Source organism: Caulobacter sp. FW305-C-30-S16 (assembly GCF_058783025.1).
This window is the reverse complement of sequence record NZ_JBYSYH010000004.1, coordinates 212,595-238,686: the sequence shown is the minus strand read 5'-3', so window position 1 is coordinate 238,686 and position 26,092 is coordinate 212,595. Positions and strand designations below refer to the sequence as shown.

Annotated in this window: 20 protein-coding genes, 3 tRNA genes and 3 rRNA genes; 16 read left to right on the top strand and 10 right to left on the bottom strand. The window is 65.5% G+C overall.

The window, feature by feature from the left end:
- Positions 1-14 precede the first annotated feature (14 nt).
- On the top strand, positions 15-779 hold the full coding sequence (locus AC3WJT_RS15775; protein ID WP_492344080.1) for a PIG-L deacetylase family protein: 765 nt from the start codon (positions 15-17) through the stop codon (positions 777-779).
- Here the strand turns inward: AC3WJT_RS15775 and AC3WJT_RS15770 are convergent.
- The 5 genes from AC3WJT_RS15770 to AC3WJT_RS15750 all read right to left on the bottom strand — a co-directional run bounded on the left by AC3WJT_RS15770 (position 731) and on the right by AC3WJT_RS15750 (position 7,017).
- Positions 731-1,915, bottom strand: coding sequence for a Gfo/Idh/MocA family protein (locus AC3WJT_RS15770; protein WP_492344079.1), 1,185 nt, complete (start codon positions 1,913-1,915; stop codon positions 731-733). The genes AC3WJT_RS15775 and AC3WJT_RS15770 overlap by 49 nt on opposite strands.
- Positions 1,916-1,935: 20 nt before the next feature.
- Positions 1,936-2,352: a hypothetical protein gene (locus tag AC3WJT_RS15765; protein ID WP_492344078.1), complete on the bottom strand. Its 417-nt coding sequence runs from the start codon at positions 2,350-2,352 to the stop codon at positions 1,936-1,938.
- A 2-nt stretch (positions 2,353-2,354) separates the two neighbouring features.
- A complete protein-coding gene (locus AC3WJT_RS15760) occupies positions 2,355-5,264 on the bottom strand; it encodes a M16 family metallopeptidase (protein WP_492344077.1) in 2,910 nt (969 codons plus the stop codon).
- A gap of 95 nt (positions 5,265-5,359) precedes the next feature.
- Complete coding sequence (locus tag AC3WJT_RS15755) at positions 5,360-6,376, bottom strand: glutathione S-transferase family protein (protein ID WP_492344076.1); 1,017 nt, start codon at positions 6,374-6,376, stop codon at positions 5,360-5,362.
- 14 nt (positions 6,377-6,390) lie between these two features.
- Positions 6,391-7,017 carry a hypothetical protein gene (locus AC3WJT_RS15750; RefSeq protein ID WP_492344075.1) on the bottom strand — a complete coding sequence of 209 codons (627 nt, stop codon included), beginning with the start codon at positions 7,015-7,017 and terminating at the stop codon, positions 6,391-6,393.
- Between the two features lie 199 nt (positions 7,018-7,216).
- Between AC3WJT_RS15750 and chrA the strand changes: the two genes are divergently transcribed.
- Complete coding sequence (gene chrA, locus AC3WJT_RS15745) at positions 7,217-8,524, top strand: chromate efflux transporter (protein ID WP_492344074.1); 1,308 nt, start codon at positions 7,217-7,219, stop codon at positions 8,522-8,524.
- Positions 8,525-8,537: 13 nt separating this feature from the next.
- Here the strand turns inward: chrA and hfaD are convergent, their stop codons facing one another.
- From hfaD to hfaA, 3 genes are read right to left on the bottom strand one after another with little or no spacing between them, the layout of a single operon-like run.
- Positions 8,538-9,755 carry a holdfast anchor protein HfaD gene (gene hfaD / locus AC3WJT_RS15740; protein WP_492344073.1) on the bottom strand — a complete coding sequence of 406 codons (1,218 nt, stop codon included), beginning with the start codon at positions 9,753-9,755 and terminating at the stop codon, positions 8,538-8,540.
- Positions 9,709-10,722 (bottom strand): holdfast anchoring protein HfaB, encoded by a 1,014-nt coding sequence (gene hfaB, locus AC3WJT_RS15735; protein ID WP_492344072.1) that lies wholly within the window; start codon positions 10,720-10,722, stop codon positions 9,709-9,711. Before hfaB ends, hfaD begins: the two co-directional genes overlap by 47 nt.
- Entirely contained in the window at positions 10,722-11,144 is a 423-nt protein-coding gene (hfaA, locus tag AC3WJT_RS15730; protein ID WP_492344071.1) for a holdfast anchoring protein HfaA, read from the bottom strand. Before hfaA ends, hfaB begins: the two co-directional genes overlap by 1 nt.
- A gap of 122 nt (positions 11,145-11,266) precedes the next feature.
- On the opposite strand from hfaA, the gene AC3WJT_RS15725 reads away from it, so the two are divergent.
- Both AC3WJT_RS15725 and AC3WJT_RS15720 read left to right on the top strand, forming a co-directional pair.
- Positions 11,267-11,938, top strand: a complete 672-nt coding sequence (locus AC3WJT_RS15725; RefSeq protein WP_492344070.1) for a rhomboid family intramembrane serine protease — start codon at positions 11,267-11,269, stop codon at positions 11,936-11,938.
- 61 nt (positions 11,939-11,999) lie between these two features.
- Entirely contained in the window at positions 12,000-12,428 is a 429-nt protein-coding gene (locus AC3WJT_RS15720; protein WP_492344069.1) for a CBS domain-containing protein, read from the top strand.
- Here the strand turns inward: AC3WJT_RS15720 and AC3WJT_RS15715 are convergent.
- Positions 12,425-12,865 carry an RrF2 family transcriptional regulator gene (locus AC3WJT_RS15715; RefSeq protein WP_492344068.1) on the bottom strand — a complete coding sequence of 147 codons (441 nt, stop codon included), beginning with the start codon at positions 12,863-12,865 and terminating at the stop codon, positions 12,425-12,427. The two genes, AC3WJT_RS15720 and AC3WJT_RS15715, sit on opposite strands and share 4 nt — an antisense overlap.
- 965 nt (positions 12,866-13,830) lie before the next feature.
- Between AC3WJT_RS15715 and AC3WJT_RS15710 the strand changes: the two genes are divergently transcribed.
- The 12 genes from AC3WJT_RS15710 to AC3WJT_RS15655 all read left to right on the top strand — a co-directional run bounded on the left by AC3WJT_RS15710 (position 13,831) and on the right by AC3WJT_RS15655 (position 24,783).
- Positions 13,831-15,312 (top strand): 16S ribosomal RNA (locus AC3WJT_RS15710).
- Between the two features lie 179 nt (positions 15,313-15,491).
- Positions 15,492-15,568, top strand: a tRNA-Ile gene (locus AC3WJT_RS15705).
- A 54-nt stretch (positions 15,569-15,622) separates the two neighbouring features.
- A tRNA-Ala gene (locus AC3WJT_RS15700) sits at positions 15,623-15,698 on the top strand.
- Between the two features lie 250 nt (positions 15,699-15,948).
- Positions 15,949-18,737: ribosomal RNA gene (locus AC3WJT_RS15695) — 23S ribosomal RNA — on the top strand.
- Between the two features lie 73 nt (positions 18,738-18,810).
- A 5S ribosomal RNA gene (rrf, locus tag AC3WJT_RS15690) occupies positions 18,811-18,925 on the top strand.
- The 16S, 23S and 5S rRNA genes sit together here with 3 tRNA genes alongside, the layout of an rRNA operon.
- Before the next feature lie 69 nt (positions 18,926-18,994).
- A tRNA-Met gene (locus AC3WJT_RS15685) sits at positions 18,995-19,071 on the top strand.
- A 120-nt stretch (positions 19,072-19,191) separates the two neighbouring features.
- Positions 19,192-19,641: a hypothetical protein gene (locus AC3WJT_RS15680; RefSeq protein ID WP_492344067.1), complete on the top strand. Its 450-nt coding sequence runs from the start codon at positions 19,192-19,194 to the stop codon at positions 19,639-19,641.
- Between the two features lie 3 nt (positions 19,642-19,644).
- Complete coding sequence (locus AC3WJT_RS15675) at positions 19,645-20,184, top strand: MOSC domain-containing protein (RefSeq protein ID WP_492344066.1); 540 nt, start codon at positions 19,645-19,647, stop codon at positions 20,182-20,184.
- A 45-nt stretch (positions 20,185-20,229) separates the two neighbouring features.
- On the top strand, positions 20,230-21,030 hold the full coding sequence (locus AC3WJT_RS15670; RefSeq protein ID WP_492344065.1) for an alpha/beta fold hydrolase: 801 nt from the start codon (positions 20,230-20,232) through the stop codon (positions 21,028-21,030).
- A complete protein-coding gene (locus AC3WJT_RS15665) occupies positions 21,027-22,616 on the top strand; it encodes a phytoene desaturase family protein (protein ID WP_492344064.1) in 1,590 nt (529 codons plus the stop codon). Before AC3WJT_RS15670 ends, AC3WJT_RS15665 begins: the two co-directional genes overlap by 4 nt.
- 21 nt (positions 22,617-22,637) lie before the next feature.
- Positions 22,638-24,389, top strand: a complete 1,752-nt coding sequence (locus tag AC3WJT_RS15660) for a VanW family protein (protein WP_492344063.1) — start codon at positions 22,638-22,640, stop codon at positions 24,387-24,389.
- Between the two features lie 160 nt (positions 24,390-24,549).
- Positions 24,550-24,783, top strand: coding sequence for a hypothetical protein (locus AC3WJT_RS15655; protein ID WP_492344062.1), 234 nt, complete (start codon positions 24,550-24,552; stop codon positions 24,781-24,783).
- 35 nt (positions 24,784-24,818) lie between these two features.
- Here the strand turns inward: AC3WJT_RS15655 and AC3WJT_RS15650 are convergent, their stop codons facing one another.
- Positions 24,819-26,033 carry an LLM class flavin-dependent oxidoreductase gene (locus AC3WJT_RS15650; RefSeq protein WP_492344061.1) on the bottom strand — a complete coding sequence of 405 codons (1,215 nt, stop codon included), beginning with the start codon at positions 26,031-26,033 and terminating at the stop codon, positions 24,819-24,821.
- Positions 26,034-26,092: the final 59 nt, after the last annotated feature.

Here is a 26,092-nt window from a genome sequence, read left to right as displayed (position 1 = left end):
CAGGACTGCTCAGCATGACCGCGATCCTGGCCATTCACGCTCACCCGGACGACATCGAGACGCTCGGCGCCGGCGCGCTGGCTCTGCTGGCGGCGGCCGGTCACGCGGTGACGCTGGCCACGTTGACGGCGGGTGAGGGCGGGTCGACCGAAACCACCCCCGAGGATACGGCGCGCGTCCGCAAGGCGGAGGCCGCGGCGGCCGCCGGCCTCATCGGGGCCAGTTACCATTGCGGCGGGCTGCCGGACCTCGGCGTGTTCAGTGATGATGCGTCGCGGCGCACGGTCACAGAACTGATCCGGCAGGCGCGGCCGGACATCGTCATCACCAGTTCGCCGGCCGACTACCACCCGGACCACGAGGCCACGAGCCTGCTGGTCCGTGACGCCTGCTTCGCCGCCTCCGTGCCCAACTACCGGACCGGCGGGGCGGCGGCGCTGGAGGCGATTCCCCATCTCTACTTCATGGACCCGATCGGCGGTCGCGACCGCGAGGGCGTTCCGGCAAAGCCTGATTTCGGCGCCGATATCGCGTCTGTGTTCGAGACCAAGCGCGCCATGCTGGCCGCTCACGAGAGCCAGATCCGCTGGGTCGCCCGCCAGCACGGGGTGCCCGACCAGGTGGCGTCGCTGGAAAAGTGGGCCCGCCGCCGCGGACGGGACTTCGGCGTCGAGATGGCCGAGGGCTTCCGGCAGTACCGGCATCACCCCTGGCCCGGGTCGCCTCTGCTTCAGGAGCTGCTGGGACCGGCGCTGCTGGCGCCTCTGGCGGCGTCGTAGCGGGCCCACATCGGCGCGCAGTCGACCATCGTCCCCTCCGCCATCGCCTGGTCGATGGCCATCACGGTCAGACCGGCCTCCATCGAATCCCAGGGCGTGACGGGGAAGGGCGCGCCCGTCTCGAGCGTGGCAAGCAGGTCGCGGGCCATCGACTGGTCGGCGCCGTTATGGCTGTCGGCGGTGCGACCGCCATAGTCGATCCGCTCGGGCCTGCCGCGATCAAGCGCCCGGCGGACCATCAGCCGATTGCGGACCAGGTCGGCGATCAGGGTGCCGTTCGTCCCGGCGATGTACCAGCGCCGCTCGGTCAGGGCGACGTGGCTGTTGGCGTGAAACGTCAGGCGGACCTGGTTCTGGTACTCGACCATCGCCGTCTGATGGTCGGTGACGTCCATATCGGACTGGAAGCTGTCATTGGCCCCGGCCCAGCCGGCGTCGCGCAGGGCGTAGGCGGCCTCGCCGTTTTCGTAGGTGCGCGGGACGTCGGTCCGCTCAGGGGTGAAGATCCTTCGCCCGCCGAAGCTGGCCACCTTCGCCGGCCTCGCGCCGACGATGCGGCCGAAGATATCGAAGTCGTGGCAGACCTTGTCGAGCAGGTAGGAGCCGCCCCATTCCTGCCGCCGCCGCCAGTTGCGGGCCAGATAGCCGCCATGCTCCGGCGGCAGGTGTTCGGTGGCGTCGATCGAGATGATCTCGCCCAGCTGTCCCGAGTCGACCCGGGCGATGACCTCCCGGACGATCGACATCGAGCGCATCACCAGCCCGATGTAGAGCGGCGGCGAACCGGCACGGGCGAGGCGCCGCGCGAGCGCCTCGGTCTCGGCTTCCGTCCGCACGATCGGCTTCTCGGCGAAGACCGGCCATCCCGCGTCCAGCGCCTGGTTCAGGTGCTCCAGATGCAGGTGATTGGGCGATCCGATCATCACCAGATCGAAGGGCCCCCGCGCGAGCAGGTCGGCGACGCTGTCGCAGGCCTCGCCGCGATCTATCCCGGCCTCTGCCAGAATGGGTGCGCCCACCGGGGCGGGATCGACGTGCGCGGCGAGGTTCAGCTTCCAGCCGACCTCCTTCATCGCCGACAGGACATGCGCGATCCGCTGGCCCAGCCCGATGACGCCGATGCGATAGACCTTCATGGCTCCCCCCGAAGCGCGTTCTACTGCGGCGACAACGCCTTTGCCCGGTCGATGCAGGCCTCCAGCACAGGCCGATAGAGGTCCAGCACCTTCCTCGGCCCTTGCGGGTCGCGGGTGAAGGGTTCGAACTGCGCCCTGGCCGCAGCCCTGGACGCCTCGCTGATGGCGTCAGCCTCGGCGACGCCGATCTGGGTCGCGAGCGCCTCGGTCCGGCCCTTGAGCACATCCTCGACCATCGCGACACGGGTCAGCAACGCCCGGTCCTCAGCCGTCGCCTGGGCCGGAACGCTGCCGGTCAGGGCCGAGTAGAAACCCATCCCCGACGCGCACTTCAGCAGAGAGGCGAACTCGGCCTGCGGGGTCTCGTCGGCGTGCGCCGGGCCGGCGAAGGCCAGGCCTGCGGCCAGGCTGATCGCAAGTCTTCTCCACACCGGCATGGTCACTTCCCGGCCGGCTGAACCACGAGCTTCCAGGCCCGATCAGGGGTCAGGTAGGCCCGGGCGGCGGCCTGGACGTCGGCGGCCGTGACCCGCTCATAGGCCGCCATCTGCGAGCGCGTGGCCGAGAGCCTGCGCGGATCGGTCTGGGCGCCGCCCAGCTCTTCCAGCCAGTACTCGTTGGTCTCACGCGCCTTCTCGAGCCGTTCGAGGCGCGGCTTCTTGGCCCTGTCGAGCTCGTCCGCGGTGGGGGGCGTCGCCTGCAGGTCGGCGGCGATCTTCAGCGTGTCGCGGAAGAAGCCGTCCACCAGCGCCGGCGGCACCTCGACCCGCGCCGAGACATAGCCCCAGCCGGACCAGACATCACTGGCGTTCCAGTTGACGCCCGGGGAGTAGGTCGCCCCCTGGGCTTCGCGCAGCTCGTCGATCAGCCGCAGCTCGATGATGTCGGCCATCACCGCCGTGCTTCGGGCGCGCTGGACGTCGCTGTAGAAGTCGTCCGTGCGCCAGGCGAGGAAGGCGGTCGCCTTGTCGTCACGCCCCTTGTGCGTCAGGACCGTCGGCTGTTGCCCTGCGGTCGGGAAGCCGGTCTTGCCGGTCACGGCGCCGGGAACCTCCGGCCGCTTCGGCAGGGCGCCGAAGGTCGCCGCGACGGCCTGGATGGCCTTCTCGACGGTGATGTCGCCGACGATCACCACTTCCACCGGTCCGCCGGTCAGGGCGTCGCCGAAGCTGCGCTTCAGGCCCTCCGGGCTGGCGCCGGCGATGTCGGTCTTGCTCGGCCAGGTCCAGCGGCGATCGCCGCCGTGCAGCAGGCCGGACAGTTCGCGGTTCAGCACGCCGCTGTCGGTGGCTTCATACTGGTCGCCCAGCGTCGCGGCGTAGGTCCGCATCCGTTGCAGGGCCTCGGGCCGCCAGCCGGGTTCGGTTGCGAAGGCGGCCAGCACCTGCATCTGGGTGAGAAGGTCCTCCGGCCGGGTCGAACCCGACAGGTTGAACGCCTCGTCCTCGATGCCGAACCGGGCGCCGTAGACGCTGGACACCAGCACGCGCTCCATGTCCTCGGAGTCGATCTTCGCAAGACCGCCCTCGATCACGGCCGAACTGGCCCAGGACAGCGACTGCTGGTCGGCCGGCAGACTGTTCAGGCCGCCGCCGACCCGCACTTTCACCAGCACCTGGTCGTCGCGGAACTTCGTCGGCTTGATCGTCAGCCGCACGCCGTTCTCGAATCGCACGAAGGTGGTGTCGAGGTCGACGACGTCTGTCTGGCTGGCCACCTTGCCGGCCGCGCCGAAGTCCTCATAGGGCCAGACCACCTGGCGGGGCGCCTCCGGCGCGGTGACGGCGACCTTGCGCGACGCGGTCCAGGCCTGGGTGACGGCGGCCTCATTGCCGTCGATCGGCGTCGGCGAGGCGATGAACACCAGCGGGCCCGACCCCGCGAACGCCGCACGGAGGGAGGCCGACGCGGTGTCAGCCTTCAGATCCTTCACGGCGGCCTCGAACAGCGCCAGATCCTGCGCCGGGCTGGTCATCACCTCGTCTTCGCCGATGGAGTCGATCATCTCGTTGGCCAGTTGCGGCGTCCGGCGGGTCGCGGCGGACGCCGTGCGCGACTTCAGCCACTGGCGGTAGTCCTCGATTTCGCGGTCCAGCTCGTCCTGGCGCACGCCGAACTCGACCAGCCGGCGCTGCTCCAGCTCCGCGGCCTTGAGGGCGCCTTGCCATTCGCCCGGGCGGGCGGTGACGGCGATGGTCGTGACCTTCGCTGCATCGGTCTGGTTGCCCGAGAAGCCACCGGCCGCGATGAACGGGGGCTCGGCCGCGCGGGCGAGAGTCTCCAGGCGCCGGTTGAGCACCGCGAAGCCCAGCTGCCGGATCCAGTCCTCACGGCGCTTGGCGGCGCTGTCGGGGCGCAGGTCGGCCGCGGAGACCCAGCCGATCTGCAGCGTCGTCGACGAGCCCGGCTCGATGGCGATCTGGGTCTCCAGGCCGCGCTTGGCGACCGCGCCCAGATCCGGGTCGGAACCGTCCGGCGTGGTGTTGGTCCAGCTGCCGAAGGACGCCTTGATCTTCGCCTCCATGGCGTCGACGTCGAAGTCGCCGACAGCGACCAGCACGGCGCGTTCAGGCCGGTAATAGCGGTTGTAGAAGTCCACCAGCTGCTCGCGCGGGGCTGTCCGCAGGACCTCGACCTTGCCGATCGGGTAGCGTTTGGGCGGCAGCTGGCCGCGCAGGATGAACTCCATACGCGCCTGGAACACGCGCCAGCCCGGGCCGTCGCGGGTCCGCTCCTCCGAGAGCACGATGCCGCGCTCACGATCGACTGCGTCGGCGGCGATCAGCAGTTCGCTGGCCGTCTCGCGCATGACCTTCAATGAAAGATCGACGGTCTCGTCGTCGGTCTGGGGCAGGTCGAGCTTGTAGGTGGTCTCGTCGAAGTTGGTCGAGGCGTTGGTGTCGGCGCCGAAGGCCAGACCCCGCCGCTCCAGCATCTTGACCATCTCGCCTTCGGGGATCCCCTTGCTGCCGTTGAAGGCCATGTGCTCGAGGAAGTGCGCGAGGCCCTGCTGGGCGTCCGTCTCCATCAGCGACCCGGCGTCGAACCGCAGGCGCAGCGAAGCCTGACCCGGCGGGGTCACATTGCGGATGATGGCGTAGCGCATCCCGTTCGGCAGGGCGCCGAACCGCACATCCGGATCCGCGGCGACGTCGCTGACGGCCTGCGGCCAGACGCCGGGCGCCAGCTTGACCGCCTGTGGGCCCTTGGCGGCCGGCGCGACCGCCGCCGGCGCGTCGGCGCGCGACTTGCCGAGGGAGAATTTGGGCAACTTGTCCGAGACGCCGGCGCAGGCGGCGAGGGACAGGGCCGTCACGGCGATCAGGGCCGGCCGGACGTAGGGATGCATGCTGTGATGAGCTCGAAAAGGACTGGAAAGGGTTGGCCGCACCTTCGCCGCGCCATGCGGCGAAGGCAAGGCGGGTTCGGGGCGGTCCCTTCGTCCTAGGCCTTGAACATCCCGTCCCAGCCGGTCCCCGCGAGCGCCTTGTCCACCAGCGCCTGGTCCGCCACGCCCAGGGCTCCGTACTCCTCGCGCAGCCACATCAGGCATTTGGCCTGATAAGGGAACGGCTGCTGGCTCCAGGGCTGGCCGTCGATCTCGGTCTCCACGCTCTCGGCGCCGGCCATAACCGCTTTCGCGTTGGCGGCCATCAGGGGCGCATAGACCCGGCCGGTCTCTGCGAGGATGGCGATCAGCGTGTCGGGCAGGTTCGCGGGATCGAACCAGTCGCGATCCACGGGCTCCAGGCCGCACAGGTCCTCGACCAGCTGGACCCAGGCCATCACCCGGGGCGCCCGCGTGGCCGCCAGCGCGGTCGGCGTCGGGTCGAAGGCCGCCAGTTGCGTCAGCTGGCCATAAAGGCCGAAGTCGCCCGCGCCGGGCCGGCCTCCGAGCAGGAAGGTGTGCTTCTTGAGGTGGTTCTCGAACAGATCCAGCAGACGGACGTAGCTGGCCTCGATCACCGGCCCGGTCGTCGGGTTCGACCCGACATAGCGCAGGCGGCTGGTCTGGCGTTCGGAGAAGGCCTTGCCCATCGCCGCCAGCATCTCGTCGTCCAGGGTCCCGCGCCAGGACGGCAGGACGCCGGAGGCCTGGTCGATGTCGGCCTTGTAGGCCCAGCGGTAGTGGAACATCGCCTTGGTCAGCCACTCGTCGCCGTAGTCCTCGAGCAGCGCGTCGAGGAAGGCGAGGGCGGGGCTGGCCGGGCGCAGGAGCCGGTCGCTGTATTCACGGTCAAAGCGGCGGATCAGCGGGGTCGAGTCGGTCACGGCCGTCAGCGCGCCGTTGTCGCCCGGCAGGTAGAAGGTCGGCAGCAGGCGGACCTTCGGGACCGGATAACCGACAGGTTCGCGACCGGGCCAGAACAGCTTGTAGGGAATCCGCCGGTACCGCAGCACGGCGAGCATCTTGCGGCTGTAGGGCGAGCCGGGCGCGCCGCTCAGGGAAACGGTGTCCATTGTTGGTCTCCGGGTCAGGTGACGAGCAGGGCGATCTGCGCGAAGGCCGCGGCCAGCAGCAGCACAAGGGCCACGGACAGGCGCGGCGGCATCAGCAGCATCAGGATCGGCCGGGTCGGGAAGGAAAAGGTCTCCGCCGTGCCGAGGATCTTGAAATCATGGATGCTCTGGAACTTCGGATGGGTGGCCATGACCATCATGTCCCGGCGGCTGCGATAGCGCATGTAGCCGATGATCGACCAGCCGGGGTCGGGGCCGACCTTCCAGGCGTCGACGTAGCCGGCGACCTTGCGGGCGGCGAGGGCGGGATGGCCGCCCCGGGCCAGCAGAGCGGGCATGAAGGTGCGAGTGTAGCGCTGCATCAGTGCCTGACGGGGCGTCGGCGCGCCGGTTTCCGGGTGCGGCGCCTCGCCGGTGGCGACCTTGACCAGGTTGAACATGAAGAACTCGCGGCCGTCGTCCGCTTCCAGGAAGGCGCGCAGGATAGCCGGGTCGTTGTGCTCGGCGCTCTTGCCGGCCTCGACCCGGGCCATGAACGCCTCGACCTCGGCAGGCTTCAGGGGGCCGCGCCAGTTGTCGTACCAGGCGCGAAACAGCACATAGACCGCCAGGGCGCCGGCCCAGAGCCAGGGATTGATCATCAAGCGCCTCCAGCCGGGCCGCGACCGGCCTCGAATAAGTTGGCATAGTCTATGCCGATAGATTGCCGTCTGCCAAGCGGCAGGGCGCCCTTCCGGCCGCCTCCGGAATCGCGAATACTCCGGTCATCGGGGTGAAACGGTCTCCCGATCAGGCGCCATGCCCAAGCACCGTCGATGCCTGCTTGTCCGGAGGCTCGACATGGCTGGAACGCCACAATCTCCCGCCCCGCCGCCGACCTTGCGAGAGCTGACGCTGACCTCGCTGAAGATCGGTTGCCTCGGCTTCGGCGGGCCGGCGGGCCAGATCAGCCTGATGCACCGCACGTTCGTCGACGAGAAGCGCTGGGTTGACGAGCCGCGCTATCTGCATGCGCTGAGCTTCTGCACCCTGTTGCCCGGGCCCGAGGCGCAGCAACTGGCGACCTATGTCGGCTGGCTCTTGCGGGGAACCCTCGGCGGATTGATCGCAGGCGCCCTGTTCGTGCTGCCGGGCGCTGCGATCTTGCTGGCCCTGTCCTGGCTCTATGCCGCGCATGGCGACGTCGCGCCGGTCGCGGCAGCCTTTGGCGGGGTCAAGGCGGCGGTGCTGGCGCTGGTGGCCGAGGCGCTGATGCGGGTGGGCAAGCGGGCGCTCAAGGGGCGGACTGAGGTCCTGATCGCCGGGGCGGCCTTCATCGCCTTGGCGTTGTTCGCCTTGCCATTCCCGCTTGTGGTGCTCCTGGCGGGCATCTTCGGCGCCGTTCGTGGCGCGTCTGACGCCCCAGGCGGCCCGGTTGTGGCCGTCGGCGCCCGGCCGGGACGCCGCAGGACCCTTGCGACCGTGCTGGTCTGGGCGGCGCTGTGGCTGTCGCCCCTGCTGGCCAGCGCCCTGATCCTCGGCGACGGACACTGGCTGACCCGCGTCGGCGCTGTCTTCGCGGCCCTTTCGGCGACCAGCTTCGGCGGCGCCTACGCCCTGCTGGCCTGGCTGCAGCAGCAGGCGGTCGAGGCGCAGGGCTGGCTGACCACGGCCCAGATGGTCGACGGGCTGGGTCTGGCGGAAACCACGCCCGGGCCGCTGGTGCTGGTCAACCAGTTCGTCGGCTTCATGGCGGGCTGGAACGCGACGGGCGGCAAGGCGGGCTGGGCGGTGGCCGGCGCGGCCATGGCGCTGTGGCAGACCTTCATCCCGTCGTTCCTGTTCATCTTCGCCGGCGCCCCCTGGTCCGAGACCCTTCGACGCAGCGCGCGGGCGCGGGGTGCGCTGGGCGCAGTCATGGCGGCGGTGCTGGGCGTCATCGCCAGTCTGGCGGTCTGGTTCGCGGTGCATGTGCTGTTTGCGGGCAGCACGGCCTGGCGCTGGCCATGGGGCGGCAGCGTCTGGCTGCCCGATCCGACCAGCCTCGATCTGATCATGACAGCCATCGCGCTCGCCGCGGGCGTCGCGCTGATCCGCTTCAAGGCGAATGTCGTGCTGGTGATCCTGGCCTGTGCATTGGCTGGACTGGTCAGGTGGTGGCTGTCCTGAGCCGGTTCCGACCCTACGACCCCGGCCGCGTCACGTAGAAGCTGGCGTTGTTGCCGACGGCGGTGGAGGTGCTGTTGATGGCCCGGCCGGCGCCGACATTGGTCGTGGCGCTGGCGCCGACGTCGGCGTTGTTGGTCTGGGTGCTGCCGATGGTCATCTGACCGTAGCAGGTTGCGCAGGCGTAGCCGGTCACATCGTTGCCGACGGCGGTTGCGCGCGCATAGCCGTCATAGCCGTCCGCGCCATCAAACTGCGCGATCGCCTCGACTCCGCCGCCGGTGTTCAGCTGGACGTTCTCAAGCACCACGGCTTCGCCGGCATTGCCGGCCAGGACCGAGTTGCCGACGCCGTAGGCCGTCGCCGCGCCTTCGCCGAACTGGTAGGCGCTGCCCTCGGCCTGCGCCCGGACATAGGACTGGTTGAACTGGGTCGACGTCAGATCCAGCAGCGCGCCCTCATTGGTCGTGGCGGCGACGTTGCCGCTGGCCGTGGCGCTGGTGCTGGCGGTCTGGACGTTGCCATAGGCGGTGAACTGGCTGGCCTGGGTGAGGGCGGCCGTATTGCTCTGGAAGACGATGGCGCGGGCGGCGGACGACTCCGTGCCGACCAGACTCATGCTGTTGCCGGACGCCATGCCCGACACGTCCGCCGTACCGCTGACGTACTGCACGACCGAACCGCCGTCGGCGAGGACCGAGGCGCTGCTGGTCTGGTTGACCAGCACGCCCGCCGAGGCGTTGGTCAGGCCGAGGGACACGCTGTTCGCGGCGGCCGTCGTGGCCATGCCGATGTCGCCGCCCTCGGCGGCTTCAGCTTCCAGCATGCCGGTCGCCGTCACATTCGGCGCCGCGGTGGCGATCTGGGTGTAGATGCCGACCATGGTGCCTTCGGTCGTCCCCGCCTCTAGAGCGTTGCCGATCGCGCTGGTGTTGATCTGCGAGCTGGCGCCCATCCCCGTCGTCACGTTGGCGACCGTCGAGGCGATCGTCGAGCCGGCCATGGTCTGGTTCGAGGTGATGTTCAGGTCGGCGCCTTCGGTGGAGCCGATCAGGTTGTTGCCGGTGGCCGACGTCTCGGCCCCCACGCCGTCGGTCACCTCGACCACGTTCAGAACCTGGGTCGAGAAGACGTCGCCCAGCTGGATCTGGTTGTTGATGACCTCGCTGGGCGGGGTCTGCGCCTGGCTAGTAGCGGCCGCGCAGAGGAGCGCGATCGCCGGTAGAACGGCCATCGTTCCAGCGATTAGGGTCTTCGCGGGTCGCGGCATTGTTGGTTCCCAGATTGTTGTAAGCGGGCGTGAAGCCGCCTGTGGCCCCCGTCGTCGCGCCGCCGAGCGGATCGACGGTCATGCAGGATTGCGGTCCGGGCATGCCGTAGAGGTTGGCCGACATTTCCACCGTGGCCCGCTCGACCATCGCGCGGACGGCCAGCTGGACCGGCTCGAGCGCGCCGGTGCCGGCGGACACGTCAAAGACGTTGCCATTGAGGAAGTCGAACAGGCCGAGGCCGACTTCGCGGCCGACGATCTGCTTCTGATAGGAGATGACGTCCACCACCTCGAGCGTGCGGGTGTTCACCAGCCGCAGGTCCATGGCGATGTTCATCACGAAGATGCGGGCGCGGAAGCTGCCCTTGGCGCCGTCGGATCCGGTGTCGCCGCCGAGCACGTCGGCGCCGCTGGAGCGGATGTTGTAGTTCAGCTCGGTGATGCCGCCGGTGACATAGAAGTCCGACCCGGCGACCTGGCCGGAGAAGATCTTGCGGGGGTCAGCCGGCGCGTCGACGCCCGGCGTCGGCCCGTCGGTGATCAGCTTGTTGTTGGCGTATTTCAGCTCGAGCTCGGACACCGAGGTGTCGAACCGCTCGACGAGCGGAATGCCGGCCTTGGCGAAGGCGGTCATCGCCATCAGCGAGGCGCCCTGGGTGATCTTGCGACCGGACCCGTCGGCTTCTTCCTTGCCGGTCATGTCGCTGATGCGGCCGACCGAGATGCGCGGCGCGCGCAGATTATATTGCCGGGCGTACTGGGCGATGCAGACCAGCGCCGAGGTGTAGGGCGTCGGGTTCGCCGTCACCGGCGCCGTGCCGATGGGCGTGGCGTACAGACCGTCGGAACCGGCGGTGGGGGTCACGCAGGCCGAGAGGCCCAGAGAGGCCGCGGAAAGCAGCGCGCCGACGCGCGCCCCGGCGCCGGTCATCAGTTGCCTCCACTCGTGGTCACACCGGCGGTCACGTCGCCGGTGTTGGTCTGGACCGAGGTCACGATCACGGTGTTCCAGTTGCCCTGGGTGATCACGACCAGATTGTTGCCGATGGCCGTCGAACCGCCGCCGCCGACGCCGGACCCCGAACTGAACACTCCGCCGCTCATGGCCGAGAAGCTGCTCTGGGTCTCACCGCTCTGGATGATGCCGTCGACGATCAGCCGGTTGTTCGAGGAATCGCGCGTGCCGTACTCGACGCCGCGGTTCTCCTGGCCGGCGACGCGGCCGTACCCGGCATTGAAAGAGGCGGAGTTGGTGCTCATCTGCTGGGCCTGGGCGGCCGAGGCGAAGACCAGCCCGCCGATCACCATCGCAGCGCCTGCGGTGAAAAGCCTCTTGGTCGAGAACGCTGCCATGGAAAAAAGCTCCGCGCGGGTAAAGTGCACGCCAGCGCACAAGCAATGAGCGTGCCAAAACAGGACAGCTTTCATCCTGCGGGCGAACCCTTGCTGATTTGGTTAAGGCGGAAGGAATTTGAGTGAGCGAATCGCAGGACGATCCGACGCCGACCGAGGCTCCTTCGGAGGAGCCGATGTTCAACGCGCCGGGCATCAGTCTGGCGCTCATTGCGCTGCTCGCAATCGCTTATGGCGTACAGGTTTACGGCCTGTCCGAGGGCTCCGTTTCGAGCCTCGCCCTGTCAGGCGCTGCGCTGGCTGAAGGGCACTGGTGGACGCTGCTGACGCATGTCTTTCTGCACGGGAGCCTGATTCATATCTTCATGAACGCCGGCGCGGCCCTGGCCTTCGGTCCCGCCGTCGCCCGGCATTTTGGACCGGGTCCGCGGGCGGCCGGGGCATTTTTGCTCTACTTCATGGTCTGTGGCGTCGGGGGAGGGCTGGGCTATCTGGCCACGACCGCCGACCCCTCCATCCAGGTGATCGGCGCGTCAGGCGCAGTCAGCGGTCTCTGGGGCGGCGCGGCGCGGTTGCTCGGCAGGTGGCGCGGCCTGTGGGGCGTTTTCGACGGCCCCGTCCGGACCCAGATCGCCGTTGTCGTGGTGCTGAACCTGCTGATCGCCCTGACCGGGCTGTTCGCGGACGGTTTCAACATCGCCTGGCAGGCGCACATCGCCGGCTTCCTGACAGGATTGCTGCTGATTGGTCCGTTTACGCGTCTCGCACGGACTGGTTACAGGGAAGAGCGTTGATTCTCCGGCCGGTTTGCGAGAGCCTTCGTGAAACAGACTTATAAGGCGGGAGGTGCCGGCGTTGCTCGTTTCCCAGATCCTCAAGGACAAGGGCGACCTTGTCTTCACCGCGGGGCCCGCCGAGACGGTGGGCGCGGTCGCCGCCCTGCTTCATTCCCGCCGCGTCGGGGCCATGGTGGTGGTCGACGGGGACTCGGTGGTCGGAATCGTCTCCGAACGTGACATCGTCCGCATGGTCGCGGAGGAGGGCGGCGGCGCCCTGACGCGGCCCATCCACATATGTATGTCGCGCGACGTGGTGTTCGCGACCCTGTCGGAGACCGTCGACTCGCTGCTGAGCCGCATGACGGACCGGCGTATCCGCCATCTTCCGGTCATGCGCGACGGCCGGCTGGCGGGAATCATCTCGATCGGCGACCTGGTGAAGCACAAGATTGACGAGGTCGAGGCCGAGGCGAGCGGCCTGAAGGCCTATATCTCCGCCGGCTAGACCGGCGCGCCCGGGATCTCTGCGGCTCCGGCCTTCGCGGCGTCCGCCAGGCTGTACTGGTCGAGCACCCCGGCCGTTGCGTCGCGGGCGCGCAGAAGCGCCTCTCTAAGAGAGCAGCCCTCAAGCGTCGGACAGTCATCGCACTTGCGGAACGCCGTGCGGCTGACGCAGGGGGCGAGCGCCAGCGGGCCGTCGATCACGCGGATCACCTCCGCGAAAGAGATGTCCTGCGGCGGGCGCGCCAGGGCGTAGCCGCCAAACTTGCCGCGCCGGCTCCGGATGATCCCGCGGCGCGACAGCTCCAGAAGGATGGCCTCGAGAAATTTGCGCGGCGCGTCGGCCCGCACCGCCAGATCGGCCGCCGTCATCTGGCCACCGTCCTCACGCGTGAGTTCAACGAGCGCACGGAGCGCATACCGGGCCTTGTGTGACAGCATAGGTAAGAGCGTCTCCCCCCGCAGTGTTTGCAGACCGGGGGGAGGGTTCGCAAGCGCCCGACCACCGCGCCGGCGCACAATTCTGAACGTCAGGGGTTGCGAGTCAGCGGCACGGGCCGATATACGCCGCGCTCGCTCGGAGCCGCAGCCCGCCGGCGAACATCGAAAGCCCTAAAGGCTCTTGATTTTCGCAGGTTCGGCCGCTAGGTTCCGCAGCCTCAATCGACTCGGTGACGGTTACTCAAGAGGGAAGCCCCTCGGCGGCCCTTCGCCCTGTTTGCGTGCTTGTTCCAGCTTCGGTCGGACGAACACGGAAACTGAAAAAGGTCGGTTGACGGAGGGATGGGGCTTCGACTAGAAGCGCCGCTCCTTGCCAGACGGAAGGTTTCCGCGCGGCGCTCCAAGAACATCGGTTCTATATTTAAATAGAGCAGATTGACTTGGGTTAAGGCTTCTAAGTATAGAGGCCGCCCCCTGGAGGGTTCGGAAAGTTTCCGATCTGAAGGGTTCGAGAAAATCGGTTCTTCCAAAAAGAACAGGTTGACTTGGTTGGGCGGGTTCATTTAGAAGCCGCTCTCCCGCCGACCCGGTTCACTCCGGAACGACGGGATCCGCGGAAACCGGAATGCTTCGAAAGAAGTCGGTTGACACGGAAAAACGGAGCGACTAGATACGCCGCTCCTCGCCGACACCGGGCGCTAAACGGTGGGCAGGGGCAACCCGGTCGGGTCTTTGACATCGTTGATTTGGAAAGAGAAACGCAGGCGGCGGCGTTTTGCGGACATAGCAAGTATGTCCTCGATACGCTGACAATTGCGGTCTCTTGAAGACACCATGAATATAGGCTGCCCAGCTTCGGTTGGGTGGTCGATGTGAATGGGAACTCGTCAAGATACTATGCAAAACCAGAACGATTGATCTCGGTATTCCAACTGAGGTCGGTAATTTTGGGTTAGCGGTCAACTCAACCTGAGAGTTTGATCCTGGCTCAGAGCGAACGCTGGCGGCAGGCCTAACACATGCAAGTCGAACGGATCCTTCGGGATTAGTGGCGGACGGGTGAGTAACACGTGGGAACGTGCCTTTTGGTTCGGAACAACGCAGAGAAATTTGCGCTAATACCGAATGTGCCCTTCGGGGGAAAGATTTATCGCCATTAGAGCGGCCCGCGTCTGATTAGCTAGTTGGTGAGGTAAAGGCTCACCAAGGCTACGATCAGTAGCTGGTCTGAGAGGATGATCAGCCACATTGGGACTGAGACACGGCCCAAACTCCTACGGGAGGCAGCAGTGGGGAATCTTGCGCAATGGGCGAAAGCCTGACGCAGCCATGCCGCGTGAATGATGAAGGTCTTAGGATTGTAAAATTCTTTCACCGGGGACGATAATGACGGTACCCGGAGAAGAAGCCCCGGCTAACTTCGTGCCAGCAGCCGCGGTAATACGAAGGGGGCTAGCGTTGCTCGGAATTACTGGGCGTAAAGGGAGCGTAGGCGGATAGTTTAGTCAGAGGTGAAAGCCCAGGGCTCAACCTTGGAATTGCCTTTGATACTGGCTATCTTGAGTTTGGGAGAGGTGAGTGGAACTCCGAGTGTAGAGGTGAAATTCGTAGATATTCGGAAGAACACCAGTGGCGAAGGCGACTCACTGGCCCAATACTGACGCTGAGGCTCGAAAGCGTGGGGAGCAAACAGGATTAGATACCCTGGTAGTCCACGCCGTAAACGATGAGTGCTAGTTGTCGGCATGCATGCATGTCGGTGACGCAGCTAACGCATTAAGCACTCCGCCTGGGGAGTACGGTCGCAAGATTAAAACTCAAAGGAATTGACGGGGGCCCGCACAAGCGGTGGAGCATGTGGTTTAATTCGAAGCAACGCGCAGAACCTTACCACCTTTTGACATGCCTGGACCGCTGCAGAGATGCAGTTTTCCCTTCGGGGACCAGGACACAGGTGCTGCATGGCTGTCGTCAGCTCGTGTCGTGAGATGTTGGGTTAAGTCCCGCAACGAGCGCAACCCACGCCTTTAGTTGCCATCATTTAGTTGGGCACTCTAAAGGGACCGCCGGTGGTAAGCCGGAGGAAGGTGTGGATGACGTCAAGTCCTCATGGCCCTTACAGGGTGGGCTACACACGTGCTACAATGGCGACTACAGAGGGTTGCAAGCCAGCGATGGTGAGCCAATCCCCAAAAGTCGTCTCAGTTCGGATTGTTCTCTGCAACTCGAGAGCATGAAGTTGGAATCGCTAGTAATCGCGGATCAGCATGCCGCGGTGAATACGTTCCCGGGCCTTGTACACACCGCCCGTCACACCATGGGAGTTGGTTCTACCCGAAGGCGATGCGCTAACCGCAAGGAGGCAGTCGACCACGGTAGGGTCAGCGACTGGGGTGAAGTCGTAACAAGGTAGCCGTAGGGGAACCTGCGGCTGGATCACCTCCTTTCTAAGGATGTTTCTCCAGGTCTCACGGCCTATTGAGACGTCTAAGAACATTACACAGGTGCAGAACGTCGCCGTCTTCGTTTCTCTTTCCATTCATCGTCGGCCATTGGGCCGGCGATGCGATCGCGAGCCAGGGGCGCTTCCCAAGCAGTTGGGCTATCAGTCCTGAGCGGCCGCTATAGGCCCGTAGCTCAGCTGGTTAGAGCGTACGCCTGATAAGCGTAAGGTCGGCAGTTCGAGTCTGCCCGGGCCTACCACATTCCTTACGGCCGGATCGATGACAGCTCTCCTGGGCGCTCCCTTACGATTAAGGGGCCATAGCTCAGTTGGTAGAGCGGGTGCTTTGCAAGCATCAGGTCGTCGGTTCGAACCCGTCTGGCTCCACCATCCTTCATTCGGAAGGATATTCTCGCGATCGGGAATGACAGTTTGCAGCCGCGTTTCGCGGATCTGCGAAATGACATCGTAAATGAAGGGTCAGTCCGGCGCCTTCGTCTCCCCTTGGGGACGAAACGCGTTTAGAGGGCGGACCTGAGAAGACATCATTGTCTGACAAATACAAAGCGCATGAGCAGTGCTGACCGGATCTCCCTAGAGGTTCGGCGGCTCATAGCTGTTCATGAGTTTTGCTGAGAACGATCAAGCGCATAAGGGCTTCTGACGGATGCCTTGGCATTGAGAGGCGATGAAGGACGTGGCACGCTGCGATAAGAGCCGGGGAGGCGCGAGCACCCTTTGATCCGGCTATCTCCGAATGGGGAAACCCACCTTTACGGTCTGCCAATTCGTTCCTGACTTCGGTCAGGGCCGGGTTTGGTCGATCGTTGAAAGGTATAATGACCTGAATACATAGGGTTATTAAGCAAACCCGGGGAACTGAAACATCTCAGTACCCGGAGGAAAGGACATCAACCGAGACTCCCGTAGTAGTGGCGAGCGAACCGGGACCAGGCCAGTGCTGTCGTGACATAAAGCCGAACGATCCTGGAAAGATCGGCCATAGCGGGTGATAGCCCCGTAGGCGTCAATTAGCGACAGACTCGAGTAGGGCGGGACACGTGAAATCCTGTCTGAACATGGGGGGACCACCCTCCAAGCCTAAGTACTCCTCAATGACCGATAGTGAACAAGTACCGTGAGGGAAAGGTGAAAAGCACCCCGACAAGGGGAGTGAAATAGAACCTGAAATCGGAAGCCTACAAGCAGTCGGAGCCGCCAAGCGCGGTGACGGCGTACCTTTTGTATAATGGGTCAGCGACTTCATGTGCCGTGCAAGCTTAAGCCGTTAGGTGTAGGCGTAGCGAAAGCGAGTCTGAATAGGGCGAATAAGTACGTCGCATGACGACCCGAAACCAGGTGATCTATCCATGAGCAGGTTGAAGGTAAGGTAACACTTACTGGAGGACCGAACCCGTGAATGTTGAAAAATTCTGGGATGACTTGTGGATAGGGGTGAAAGGCCAATCAAACCTGGACATAGCTGGTTCTCCGCGAAAACTATTTAGGTAGTGCGTTCGATGTATTCCTTGGGGGGTAGAGCACTGGATGGATGCGGGCTGCGCGAGTGGTACCAATTCTAACCAAACTCCGAATACCCAAGAGAACTATCGGGCAGACACACGGCGGGTGCTAACGTCCGTCGTGAAAAGGGAAACAACCCTAACCATCATCTAAGGCCCCCAAGTTCTGGCTAAGTGGGAAACGATGTGGGATTGCTTTGACAACCAGGATGTTGGCTTAGAAGCAGCCATCATTTAAAGAAAGCGTAACAGCTCACTGGTCAAGCGATCCTGCGCGGAAAATGTAACGGGGCTCAAGCCAGACGCCGAAGGTATGGGTGTGCACTTTGTGCATGCGGTAGCGGAGCGTTCCGTAAGCCTGTGAAGGTCAGCTGCGAGGCTGGCTGGAGGTATCGGAAGTGAGAATGCTGACATGAGTAGCGATAAAGAGTGTGAGAGACACTCTCGCCGAAAGCCCAAGGGTTCCTGCGTAAAGCTAATCTGCGCAGGGTTAGTCGGCCCCTAAGGCGAGGCCGAAAGGCGTAGTCGATGGGAACCAGGTTAATATTCCTGGACCAGCTGGAAGTGACGGATCCCGTAACTTGTCTGACCTTATTGGATTGGAAGGGCAGGGAAGGGGTCCCAGGAAATAACTCCAGCGGAGACCGTACCCGAAACCGACACAGGTGGGCAGGTAGAGTATACCAAGGCGCTTGAGAGAACCATGCTGAAGGAACTCGGCAAATTGCACGCGTAACTTCGGGATAAGCGTGACTCTGCTTAGGGCAACCTTTGTAGAGTGGCACAAGCCAGGGGGTAGCGACTGTTTATCAAAAACACAGGGCTCTGCGAAGCCGCAAGGCGACGTATAGGGTCTGACGCCTGCCCGGTGCCTGAAGGTTAAAAGGAGGGGTGCAAGCTCTGAATTGAAGCCCAGGTAAACGGCGGCCGTAACTATAACGGTCCTAAGGTAGCGAAATTCCTTGTCGGGTAAGTTCCGACCTGCACGAATGGCGTAACGACTTCCCCACTGTCTCCAGCATGGGCTCAGCGAAATTGAATTCCCCGTGAAGATGCGGGGTACCCGCGGTCAGACGGAAAGACCCTATGAACCTTTACTGCAGCTTCGCCTTGGCGTTAGCAACAACATGTGTAGGATAGGTGGGAGGCTATGAATCCGGGGCGCCAGTCTCGGGGGAGCCAACCTTGAAATACCACCCTTATTGTTGTTGACGTCTAACCGCGGCCCGTTATCCGGGTCCGGGACATGGCGTGGCGGGCAGTTTGACTGGGGCGGTCGCCTCCTAAAGTGTAACGGAGGCGCGCGATGGTGGGCTCAGACCGGTCGGAAATCGGTCGTCGAGTGCAATGGCATAAGCCCGCCTGACTGCGAGACTGACAAGTCGAGCAGAGACGAAAGTCGGCCATAGTGATCCGGTGGTCCTGCGTGGAAGGGCCATCGCTCAACGGATAAAAGGTACTCTAGGGATAACAGGCTGATTTTGCCCAAGAGTCCATATCGACGGCAAAGTTTGGCACCTCGATGTCGGCTCATCACATCCTGGGGCTGGAGCAGGTCCCAAGGGTTCGGCTGTTCGCCGATTAAAGTGGTACGTGAGCTGGGTTCAGAACGTCGTGAGACAGTTTGGTCCCTATCTGCCGTGGGTGTACGAGACTTGAGAGGATCTGTCCCTAGTACGAGAGGACCGGGATGGACATACCTCTGGTGGACCTGTCGTGGCGCCAGCCGCGCAGCAGGGTAGCTAAGTATGGAATAGATAACCGCTGAAAGCATCTAAGCGGGAAACTAACCTCAAAACAAGGTCTCGCTGAGAGCCGTGGTAGACCACCACGTTGATAGGCCAGGTGTGGAAGTGCCGCGAGGCATGCAGCTTACTGGTACTAATCGCTCGATAGGCTTGATCGTTCTTAGTTGAACTCATGAAGCGCCGTATTTGCGGCAATGATGTCTTCTCATTCATTCACATCCCTTCCGCCGACCTGGTGGCTATGCCGGGGGTTCCCCACCCGATCCCATTCCGAACTCGGTCGTTAAGTCCCCCAGGGCCAATGGTACTTCGTCTCAAGGCGCGGGAGAGTAGGTCGCCGCCAGGTCCGCCGAAGGGATGCGAATGAAATGTCTTCCAGTTGACCCTTCATAACGATTACTTACGTCCGGATTGCCGCGGGATGGAGCAGCCCGGTAGCTCGTCAGGCTCATAACCTGAAGGTCGCAGGTTCAAATCCTGCTCCCGCAACCAAATTCTTCAAGCCCGTCGGACCCTGGTCTGGCGGGTTTTGTCGTTTCTGCCTGCCGTTACTCTTGATCCGGGTCGCAAAGCGCGGGAGCGTCGGCGCCTTGGCAGCCCGGGGCTTGTGACATGAGACTGGCGGCGACAACGGCGATCCTGCTGACACTCGGGCTGGCGGCCTGTGCGACTACGACCCCGCCGCCGCCCTCCGGGGCTTCGGATCTCTCTTTCCTGACGGGCGGCCGTGTGAGCGGACCCGAGCTTGCGGCCCGCATTCGCAAGGCGTCGGCGTATCCGCTCGGCAGCCGGGACAACCCTGTGCGCGTCAACATGCCGGCCGGTCAGCGGGCCTATCTTGAACGGCTGCGCTGTTCGAACGGCGCGCGGCCAACCTACGGCCGGGTGGGCAACTTCGGCGCCGGCGTGTTCGGCTCGATCATCGACGGCTATCGCGTGGTCTGTCCGGACGGCGGTCTGCCCGCGGAGAGCCTGATCTACATGGATATGTACCACGCCGATCACTACGAGACGGCCGCGCCCGCCGGCTTCACCATCACCGGCCGAGCCGCCCAGCCCTAGCCGATGGGATCTGTCGTCGCTGTCAGCCGGGGCGACCGGCACGGCCCGGGGAAGTCCAACCAGCCGCTAATCCGCCTGGTCGCCGGTCTCGGCGTCGAGGGGGATGTCCATGCCGGCGCAACGGTGAAGCATCGCTCCCGTGTGGCGAGGGACCCGGCCCAGCCAAACTTCCGTCAGGTCCACCTGATCCATGCCGAACTGTTCGATGAACTGGCGACAGGCGGCTTCAACATCAAGCCCGGCGCCATGGGCGAGAACATCACAACCCGCGACGTCGACCTCCTGGGTCTGCCCGCGGGCGCCTTGCTGTGTCTGGGCGCCAGCGCCGTTGTGGAGGTCACCGGCCTGCGCAATCCCTGTCACCAACTGGACGAGATGCAGCCGGGCCTGATGCAGGCCTGCCTCGGTCGGGACGCGAAGGGCGAGCCTGTCCGCAAGGCCGGCGTGATGGGCGTCGTGATCGTCGGCGGCGAGGTCCATCCCGGAGACAGGGTCGCCGTCTCGCTACCGACCGGGCCGCACAGGGCGTTGAAGCCCGTCTGACCTCGCCCCTCTTTCCCCGACCGCTGTGCTGTGAGAGATCAGGCCATGAGCTACATCACAGCCAATGGTCTGCAGATCTGGAGCGAGCGAAGGGGCCAGGGCGAGCCCCTGCTGTTCATTTCCGGCAGCGGCTCAGATCTGCGCAACAAGCCGGGGCCCCTGGATGGTCCGTTGGCGAAGCAGTTCGACATGGTCGCCTATGACCAGCGCGGTCTTGGCCAGTCCGACAAACCCGACGGCCCCTACAGCATGGGCGACTACGCGGAGGATGCGGCCGGTCTGCTCGACGAGCTGGACTGGGCGACGGCCAACGTCATTGGCGTGTCCTTTGGCGGCATGGTCGCCCAGGAGCTGGCGGTTCGTCATCCGGAACGCATCCGCAAGCTGGTGCTCTGTTGTACGTCTCCGGGCGGGGAGGGCGGGGCCTCCTACCCGCTGCACACGTTGATCGGCCTGGACCCTGAGGCCGATGCCCGGAAAATGATCCCGATCTCGGACACCCGGCATGACGCGGCCTGGCAGGCGGCCAATCCGGACGCCTATGCGGCCATGCTGGCGTTCCGGATGAACAATCCCTGGGCCGATGAGCCGCGCCGCGCGCTGGGCGCCGAGCTGCAGTTGCTGGCCCGCAAGGACCACGATGTCTGGGACCGGCTTGCGGCCATCACCGCGCCCACCCTGATCTGCGGTGGTCGCTACGACGGCATTGCGTTGCCTGAAACCCAGTCGCGGCTGGCCGACCGTATTCCGAACGCGCAGCTGCGCATGTTCGAGGGCGGCCACATGTTCCTGATCCAGGATCGCGCCGCGTTTCCCGCCATCACTGACTTTCTGCAGGCCCCATGACCGATGCCATCATTATCGGAGGCGGGCACAACGGCCTCGTCTGCGCCTTCTATCTCGCCTCGGCCGGCCTGAAGGTGACCGTCCTCGAGCGCCGCGACGTCGTCGGCGGCGCGGCGGTGACCGAGGAGTTCCACCCCGGCTTCCGCAACTCCGTCGCCAGCTACACGGTCAGCCTGCTCAATCCGAAGGTCATCGCTGACCTCGACCTGCCCCGGCACGGGCTGAAGGTCGTCAACCGCAAGGTCTCCAACTTCCTGCCGACCGCGGACGGGGGGTACCTCGCTACGGGCGGCGGGAAAACGAAGGAAGAGGTCGCGAAGTTCTCGGTGAAGGACGCCGAGGCGCTGGACGCCTACAACGCGCGCCTCGAGGCGATCGCCGACATCCTGCGCGACCTGGTGCTGCAGAGCCCGCCGAACATGACCCAGGGCAGCCTGGCCGAGGCGATCCCGCAGCTCCTGAAGAGCGCCATGCTCGGCAAGCGGATCTCCAACCTCGACACGACCGGCCGCCGCGATCTGCTGGCGATGTTCTCCCAGTCAGCCGGCGACTGGCTGGACGGCTGGTTCGAAAGTGATCCGATCAAGGCGGTGCTGGGCTTCGACGGCATCGTCGGCGCTTTCGCCAGCCCCTACACGCCGGGCACGGCCTACGTTCTGCTGCACCACGTCTTCGGCGAGGTGAACGGCGAGAAGGGGGCATGGGGTCACGCCGTTGGCGGCATGGGCGCGATCACCCAGGCCATGGCGGCCGCCTGTCGCGAGAAGGGCGTGGAAATCCGCACCGGCGTCAGCGTCGCTGAAGTTCTTACCGAGAAGGGGCGTGCGGTCGGCGTCGTCACCGAGGCGGGGGAGACACTGCGGGCCAAGTCGGTTGTGTCGAACCTCCACCCGCAACTACTGTTCCGCAAGCTGCTCGACCCGGCGCTGCTGCCGGCGGACTTCAACGAGCGGATCAACCGCTATCGGTCGGGCTCGGGCACGTTCCGCATGAACGTGGCGCTCAGCGCTTTGCCGCGGTTCGCCTGTCTGCCCGAACCCGGAGATCATCTGACCGGCGGCATCATCATCGCGCCGGATATGGCCTACATGGAACGCGCCTATGCCGACGCGCGCCAGCATGGCTGGTCGAAAGAGCCGATTGTCGAGATGCTGATTCCGTCCGTCGTGGACGACAGCCTCGCGCCGCCGGGACAGCATGTCGCCAGCCTGTTCTGTCAGCATGTCCAGCCGGTGCTCAGCGGCGGCCGCAGCTGGGACGACCACCGCGAGGAGGTCGCCGACCTGATGATCGACACGGTCGAGAAATGGGCGCCCGGCTTCAAGGCCTCGGTGATCGCCCGGCAGATCAACAGCCCGCTCGACCTGGAGCGGACCTTCGGGCTGGTCAATGGCGACATCATGCACGGCGTGCTCAGCCTGGATCAGCTGTTCTCCGCCCGACCGGTTCTCGGCCATGGCGCCTATCGCGGGCCGTTGAAGGGCCTCTATCTTTGCGGCGCGGGGACACACCCGGGCGGCGGAGTCACCGGCGCGCCGGGTCACAATGCGGCGCGGGAAATCCTTCGCGATTTCAAGCGCCGCTAGACGCGTGCGTGGGCGGGGGCGATGACCGAGGGGCTGGCCGATGATCCGGATCTGGCATGGGCGGAGACGCCCGACCGGCTGTCGGCGCTCCTGTTCCAGGCCAAGGTCGCTGTATTCCAGACCCGCCGTGCGGTCCTCGATCTCACCGCAGGCCTCAAGCGCCTTGAGGCTGGTCCGGCTCCCGTCGACTGGGTGACGGTGGGCCTTTCGCGCACGCCGCTCTGGTCGGACGACCGGTCGCGCGAACATCGCCACCAGCGTGGCAAGGTCGAGAACCTGCGGCGGGCTGCAGCCGCCATCGGCCAGGGTCTGTTGCCGGCGGGTCAGGTGTTCAGCTTCTGGCGACACGTCGGCCGGGCCAGCCGGCGGCGAGGCTTTGTCGACGGGCGCATGCTGAAGGAAGGCTGCCTTGTGCCGGCGATCGGTGGCGGCCTGTGCCAGATGTCCAACGGGCTCTATGACGCCGCCCTTCAGGCCGGCTGCGACATCGTCGAACGGCACGGCCACTCCCGGATCGTTCCCGGATCCGCGGCCGAGCATGGCCAGGACGCGACGGTGGCCTGGAACTATGTCGACCTGCGCTTCAGGTCAGGCTCGCCGCTTCATCTGGAGGTGGTGCTCGAAAAGGACATGCTCGTCGTTCAGGTTCGGGCGCCCGCCCCCCGGAAGGCGACAACGCCGGTCGCATCGCCCGCGCCCCCGGTGGCCAGCAGTTGCGACAGTTGCGGCCGGGAGGCCTGCTTCCGGCACGCCCCGGCGCAACCCGCGTCACCATCCGGACGACGTGTCTGGCTGGTCGACGAGACCTGGCCCGAGCTGGTGGCCTGGCGCCACGGCATGCGCGGCGCGGGCGACGTCCTGGGCGCGCCACTCGATGGCGAGCGCTGGTCCTTGCCCCGCTACGCCTGGCCGCGTGCGGGGCTGGCGCGTACGGCGAGCGGTGCGGCGCTGGCAAGGGCGCTGGCCGTCCGGCGGCATGCCAGGGCGGGGCCGCGCCTTCGGCGTGCAGACCTGGCGGGTTCCGCCGCAGTCGCGTCCCGCCTGGAGGGGCTGATGACGCCGGACGATCTCGACGTCGTCGTTGCGCAGTCGCTGCTGCCCGCGCTGTGGCGCAGCGGCCGGCTCGGCGGCCGGCGGTTCAGCGTCCTGATGACCCGGACTCCGATGGCGGTGCTCCATGCCCGCCTTGATGCGGCCCATACGCAGGCGCCGGACCAGGCGAGCCTGAGAGATTTTCGGGCGGATCCCGCCCTCGTCGACGCCGAGACGGCAGCCTTGGCTGCGGCAAGCCGCATCATCACCCCGCATGCCGGCATCGCCGCCCTGTTTCCGGACAGGGCCGAACTGCTGGACTGGATCCGCCCGGCGGTGACGGCGCCGGTCGGTCCGCCGCGCCGACGGGTCGCCTTCCCCGGGCCGACGGCGTTCCGGAAGGGCGCTGGCGTGGTGCGGGACCTGGCCCTGGCGCTTGATCTGGAGGTCGTTCTCACGGGCGCCTTGCTGGAAGGGCCCGCCTTCTGGAACGGCGTCAGGACCCTGCGGCCGGAAGGCGATTGGCTCGAAGGCGTCGCAGTGGTGGTCCAGCCGGCCGTGGTGGAAGATTGTCCCCGACCGCTGCTGGCCGCCCTTGCCGCCGGCGTGCCTGTCGTCGCCACGCCGGCCTGTGGTCTGCAGCCTCAGCCGGGCCTGACCCTGTTGGACGACACGACGCCGGATGTTCTCGCAGCGGTGGTCAGGTCGATCGTCCCGCCTGCGATATCGGTCGACGTTTGATTGCGCCTGGGTGGATGCTGATCGAAAGCTGAGCATCTCGGCCAATGCTTGACCCACATCGCAGCGTTATGCGACCGATTGCCTCGCTCCCCATTATGGGCAATCGTTTGTCACATCTATCGGGCAATACGGTAGTCTCTGACTAACCGGTGATGTCCTGATGCTTGGCAACAGAGCGCGACGAGCGACGTTCGAACGCGAGGTGCGGATCGAGGTTGAGATCCTGCGCAAGCTGCATGGCGATGAGGCGCTGCGGGTCGCCCGTGAAAAGGCTGCTCGCCCGACAAACAGAACCGCCCGTCGCAAGGTGCTGGAAGAGGCGGTCCGACAGCTGTCAGGCGAGCCCGAGCCAGAGCGAAAGCGCTTTCTCGGCGGGTTGTTCAACCGGGCCTGAACGGGGGGCGGGCCGAGGCCCGCCCTTGGCGCCGCCTATTCGGCGGCGGGCTTCTTGTTCATCCCCATGGCTTCGAGAATCTCGGGGCGAATGTTGTCCGTCCCCTTGGCCTGGATGTGTTGCGCCACCCGCATGCCGACGGCGGCCATGGCTTCGCCCATGAACCGCGGACGGTTTTCCGCCGCCCAGGTCAGCGACGCTTCGCGGTTGGAATTCAAATCCTGGAACTTCGGCGTGACGTAGCGGGCGAACAGCTCGTAGGACTTCCGCTTGGCGTCCCAGTTGGCCCAGTTGTGATCCATGAACAGGAAGGCGCCGAAGCCGCCCGACTGGACTTCCAGACGTTCGATCTGGGCGATTGCGTCTTCCGGCGTGCCGATCACCGCCATGCCCGAGGCGATCAGGGCGTCGACCGGATCGGTGCCGTCCTGCGGCGCCAGCGGCAGGGCGGCGACTTCGCGGAAATAGTAGAGCCAGTCCTCCAGGCCGTGCCGGACATCGGCGCGAGCCTGTTCGCGGGTCTCGGCGATATGCATGGGACCGACCAGGCGCCAGCCGGCGCGGTTCATCACCTGGCCGCTTTCCTTCGCCTTCTCCTCGGCGATGGCCCAGTTGGAGGCCAGCGCATTGAAGCCGCCGCTCTGGGTCGCGCCGATCGACAGCAGGCCCAGGCCATGGCGTCCGGCAGCGGTCGCGCCGGTCGGCGAGACCTGGCTGGCGGCGCAGATTTCGACGGACGGCCGGCTGAAGGGCGTCATTTGAAGACGCGCTTCGTTCAGTTCGAACCAGTCGGTCTTCTTCGTCACCAGTTCGCCGCGCAGCAGCGGAACCATGACGTCGATCGCCTCGTCCATGCGATCGCGCTGGGCCGAAACCGGGATGCCCATCATGAAGGCGTCCGAGGGCAGGGCGCCCGGACCGACGCCGAACATCACCCGGCCGCGCGTGATGTGATCAAGCTGGTTGATCCGGTCCGCGAGCATCAGCGGGTGATGATAGGGCAGCGACGCCACGCCGGTGCCGAGGCGGATGTGCTTCGTCCGTTCAGCGGCCGTGGCGATGAACACCTCCGGGCTGGCGATCAGCTCGTAGCCGGCGGAGTGGTGCTCGCCGATCCAGGCCTCCTCGTAGCCGAGGCGGTCCATGTGCTGGACCAGCTCCAGATCGCGCTCGAGCGCCAGGGTGGGGTTTTCGCGGAGCGGGTGGAACGGGGCGATGAATGCCCCAAAGCGCATCTTGGTGCCGGCCATGTCGCGTCCCTCCCCGGACGTCATTCAAGGTTATCTACGATCACTCTAACCCCGCCCGA

What these genes read in the sequence shown, in the direction of transcription:
- AC3WJT_RS15775 (WP_492344080.1), top strand. Translation starts at nt 15, where the DNA reads ATGACCGCGATCCTGGCCATTCACGCTCACCCGGACGACATCGAGACG.
- AC3WJT_RS15770 (WP_492344079.1), bottom strand. Translation starts at nt 1,915, where the DNA reads ATGAAGGTCTATCGCATCGGCGTCATCGGGCTGGGCCAGCGGATCGCG.
- AC3WJT_RS15765 (WP_492344078.1), bottom strand. Translation starts at nt 2,352, where the DNA reads ATGCCGGTGTGGAGAAGACTTGCGATCAGCCTGGCCGCAGGCCTGGCC.
- AC3WJT_RS15760 (WP_492344077.1), bottom strand. Translation starts at nt 5,264, where the DNA reads ATGCATCCCTACGTCCGGCCGGCCCTGATCGCCGTGACGGCCCTGTCC.
- AC3WJT_RS15755 (WP_492344076.1), bottom strand. Translation starts at nt 6,376, where the DNA reads ATGGACACCGTTTCCCTGAGCGGCGCGCCCGGCTCGCCCTACAGCCGC.
- AC3WJT_RS15750 (WP_492344075.1), bottom strand. Translation starts at nt 7,017, where the DNA reads ATGATCAATCCCTGGCTCTGGGCCGGCGCCCTGGCGGTCTATGTGCTG.
- chrA (WP_492344074.1), top strand. Translation starts at nt 7,217, where the DNA reads ATGGCTGGAACGCCACAATCTCCCGCCCCGCCGCCGACCTTGCGAGAG.
- hfaD (WP_492344073.1), bottom strand. Translation starts at nt 9,755, where the DNA reads ATGGCCGTTCTACCGGCGATCGCGCTCCTCTGCGCGGCCGCTACTAGC.
- hfaB (WP_492344072.1), bottom strand. Translation starts at nt 10,722, where the DNA reads ATGACCGGCGCCGGGGCGCGCGTCGGCGCGCTGCTTTCCGCGGCCTCT.
- hfaA (WP_492344071.1), bottom strand. Translation starts at nt 11,144, where the DNA reads ATGGCAGCGTTCTCGACCAAGAGGCTTTTCACCGCAGGCGCTGCGATG.
- AC3WJT_RS15715 (WP_492344068.1), bottom strand. Translation starts at nt 12,865, where the DNA reads ATGCTGTCACACAAGGCCCGGTATGCGCTCCGTGCGCTCGTTGAACTC.
- AC3WJT_RS15680 (WP_492344067.1), top strand. Translation starts at nt 19,192, where the DNA reads ATGAGACTGGCGGCGACAACGGCGATCCTGCTGACACTCGGGCTGGCG.
- AC3WJT_RS15675 (WP_492344066.1), top strand. Translation starts at nt 19,645, where the DNA reads ATGGGATCTGTCGTCGCTGTCAGCCGGGGCGACCGGCACGGCCCGGGG.
- AC3WJT_RS15670 (WP_492344065.1), top strand. Translation starts at nt 20,230, where the DNA reads ATGAGCTACATCACAGCCAATGGTCTGCAGATCTGGAGCGAGCGAAGG.
- AC3WJT_RS15665 (WP_492344064.1), top strand. Translation starts at nt 21,027, where the DNA reads ATGACCGATGCCATCATTATCGGAGGCGGGCACAACGGCCTCGTCTGC.
- AC3WJT_RS15660 (WP_492344063.1), top strand. Translation starts at nt 22,638, where the DNA reads ATGACCGAGGGGCTGGCCGATGATCCGGATCTGGCATGGGCGGAGACG.
- AC3WJT_RS15655 (WP_492344062.1), top strand. Translation starts at nt 24,550, where the DNA reads ATGCTTGGCAACAGAGCGCGACGAGCGACGTTCGAACGCGAGGTGCGG.
- AC3WJT_RS15650 (WP_492344061.1), bottom strand. Translation starts at nt 26,033, where the DNA reads ATGGCCGGCACCAAGATGCGCTTTGGGGCATTCATCGCCCCGTTCCAC.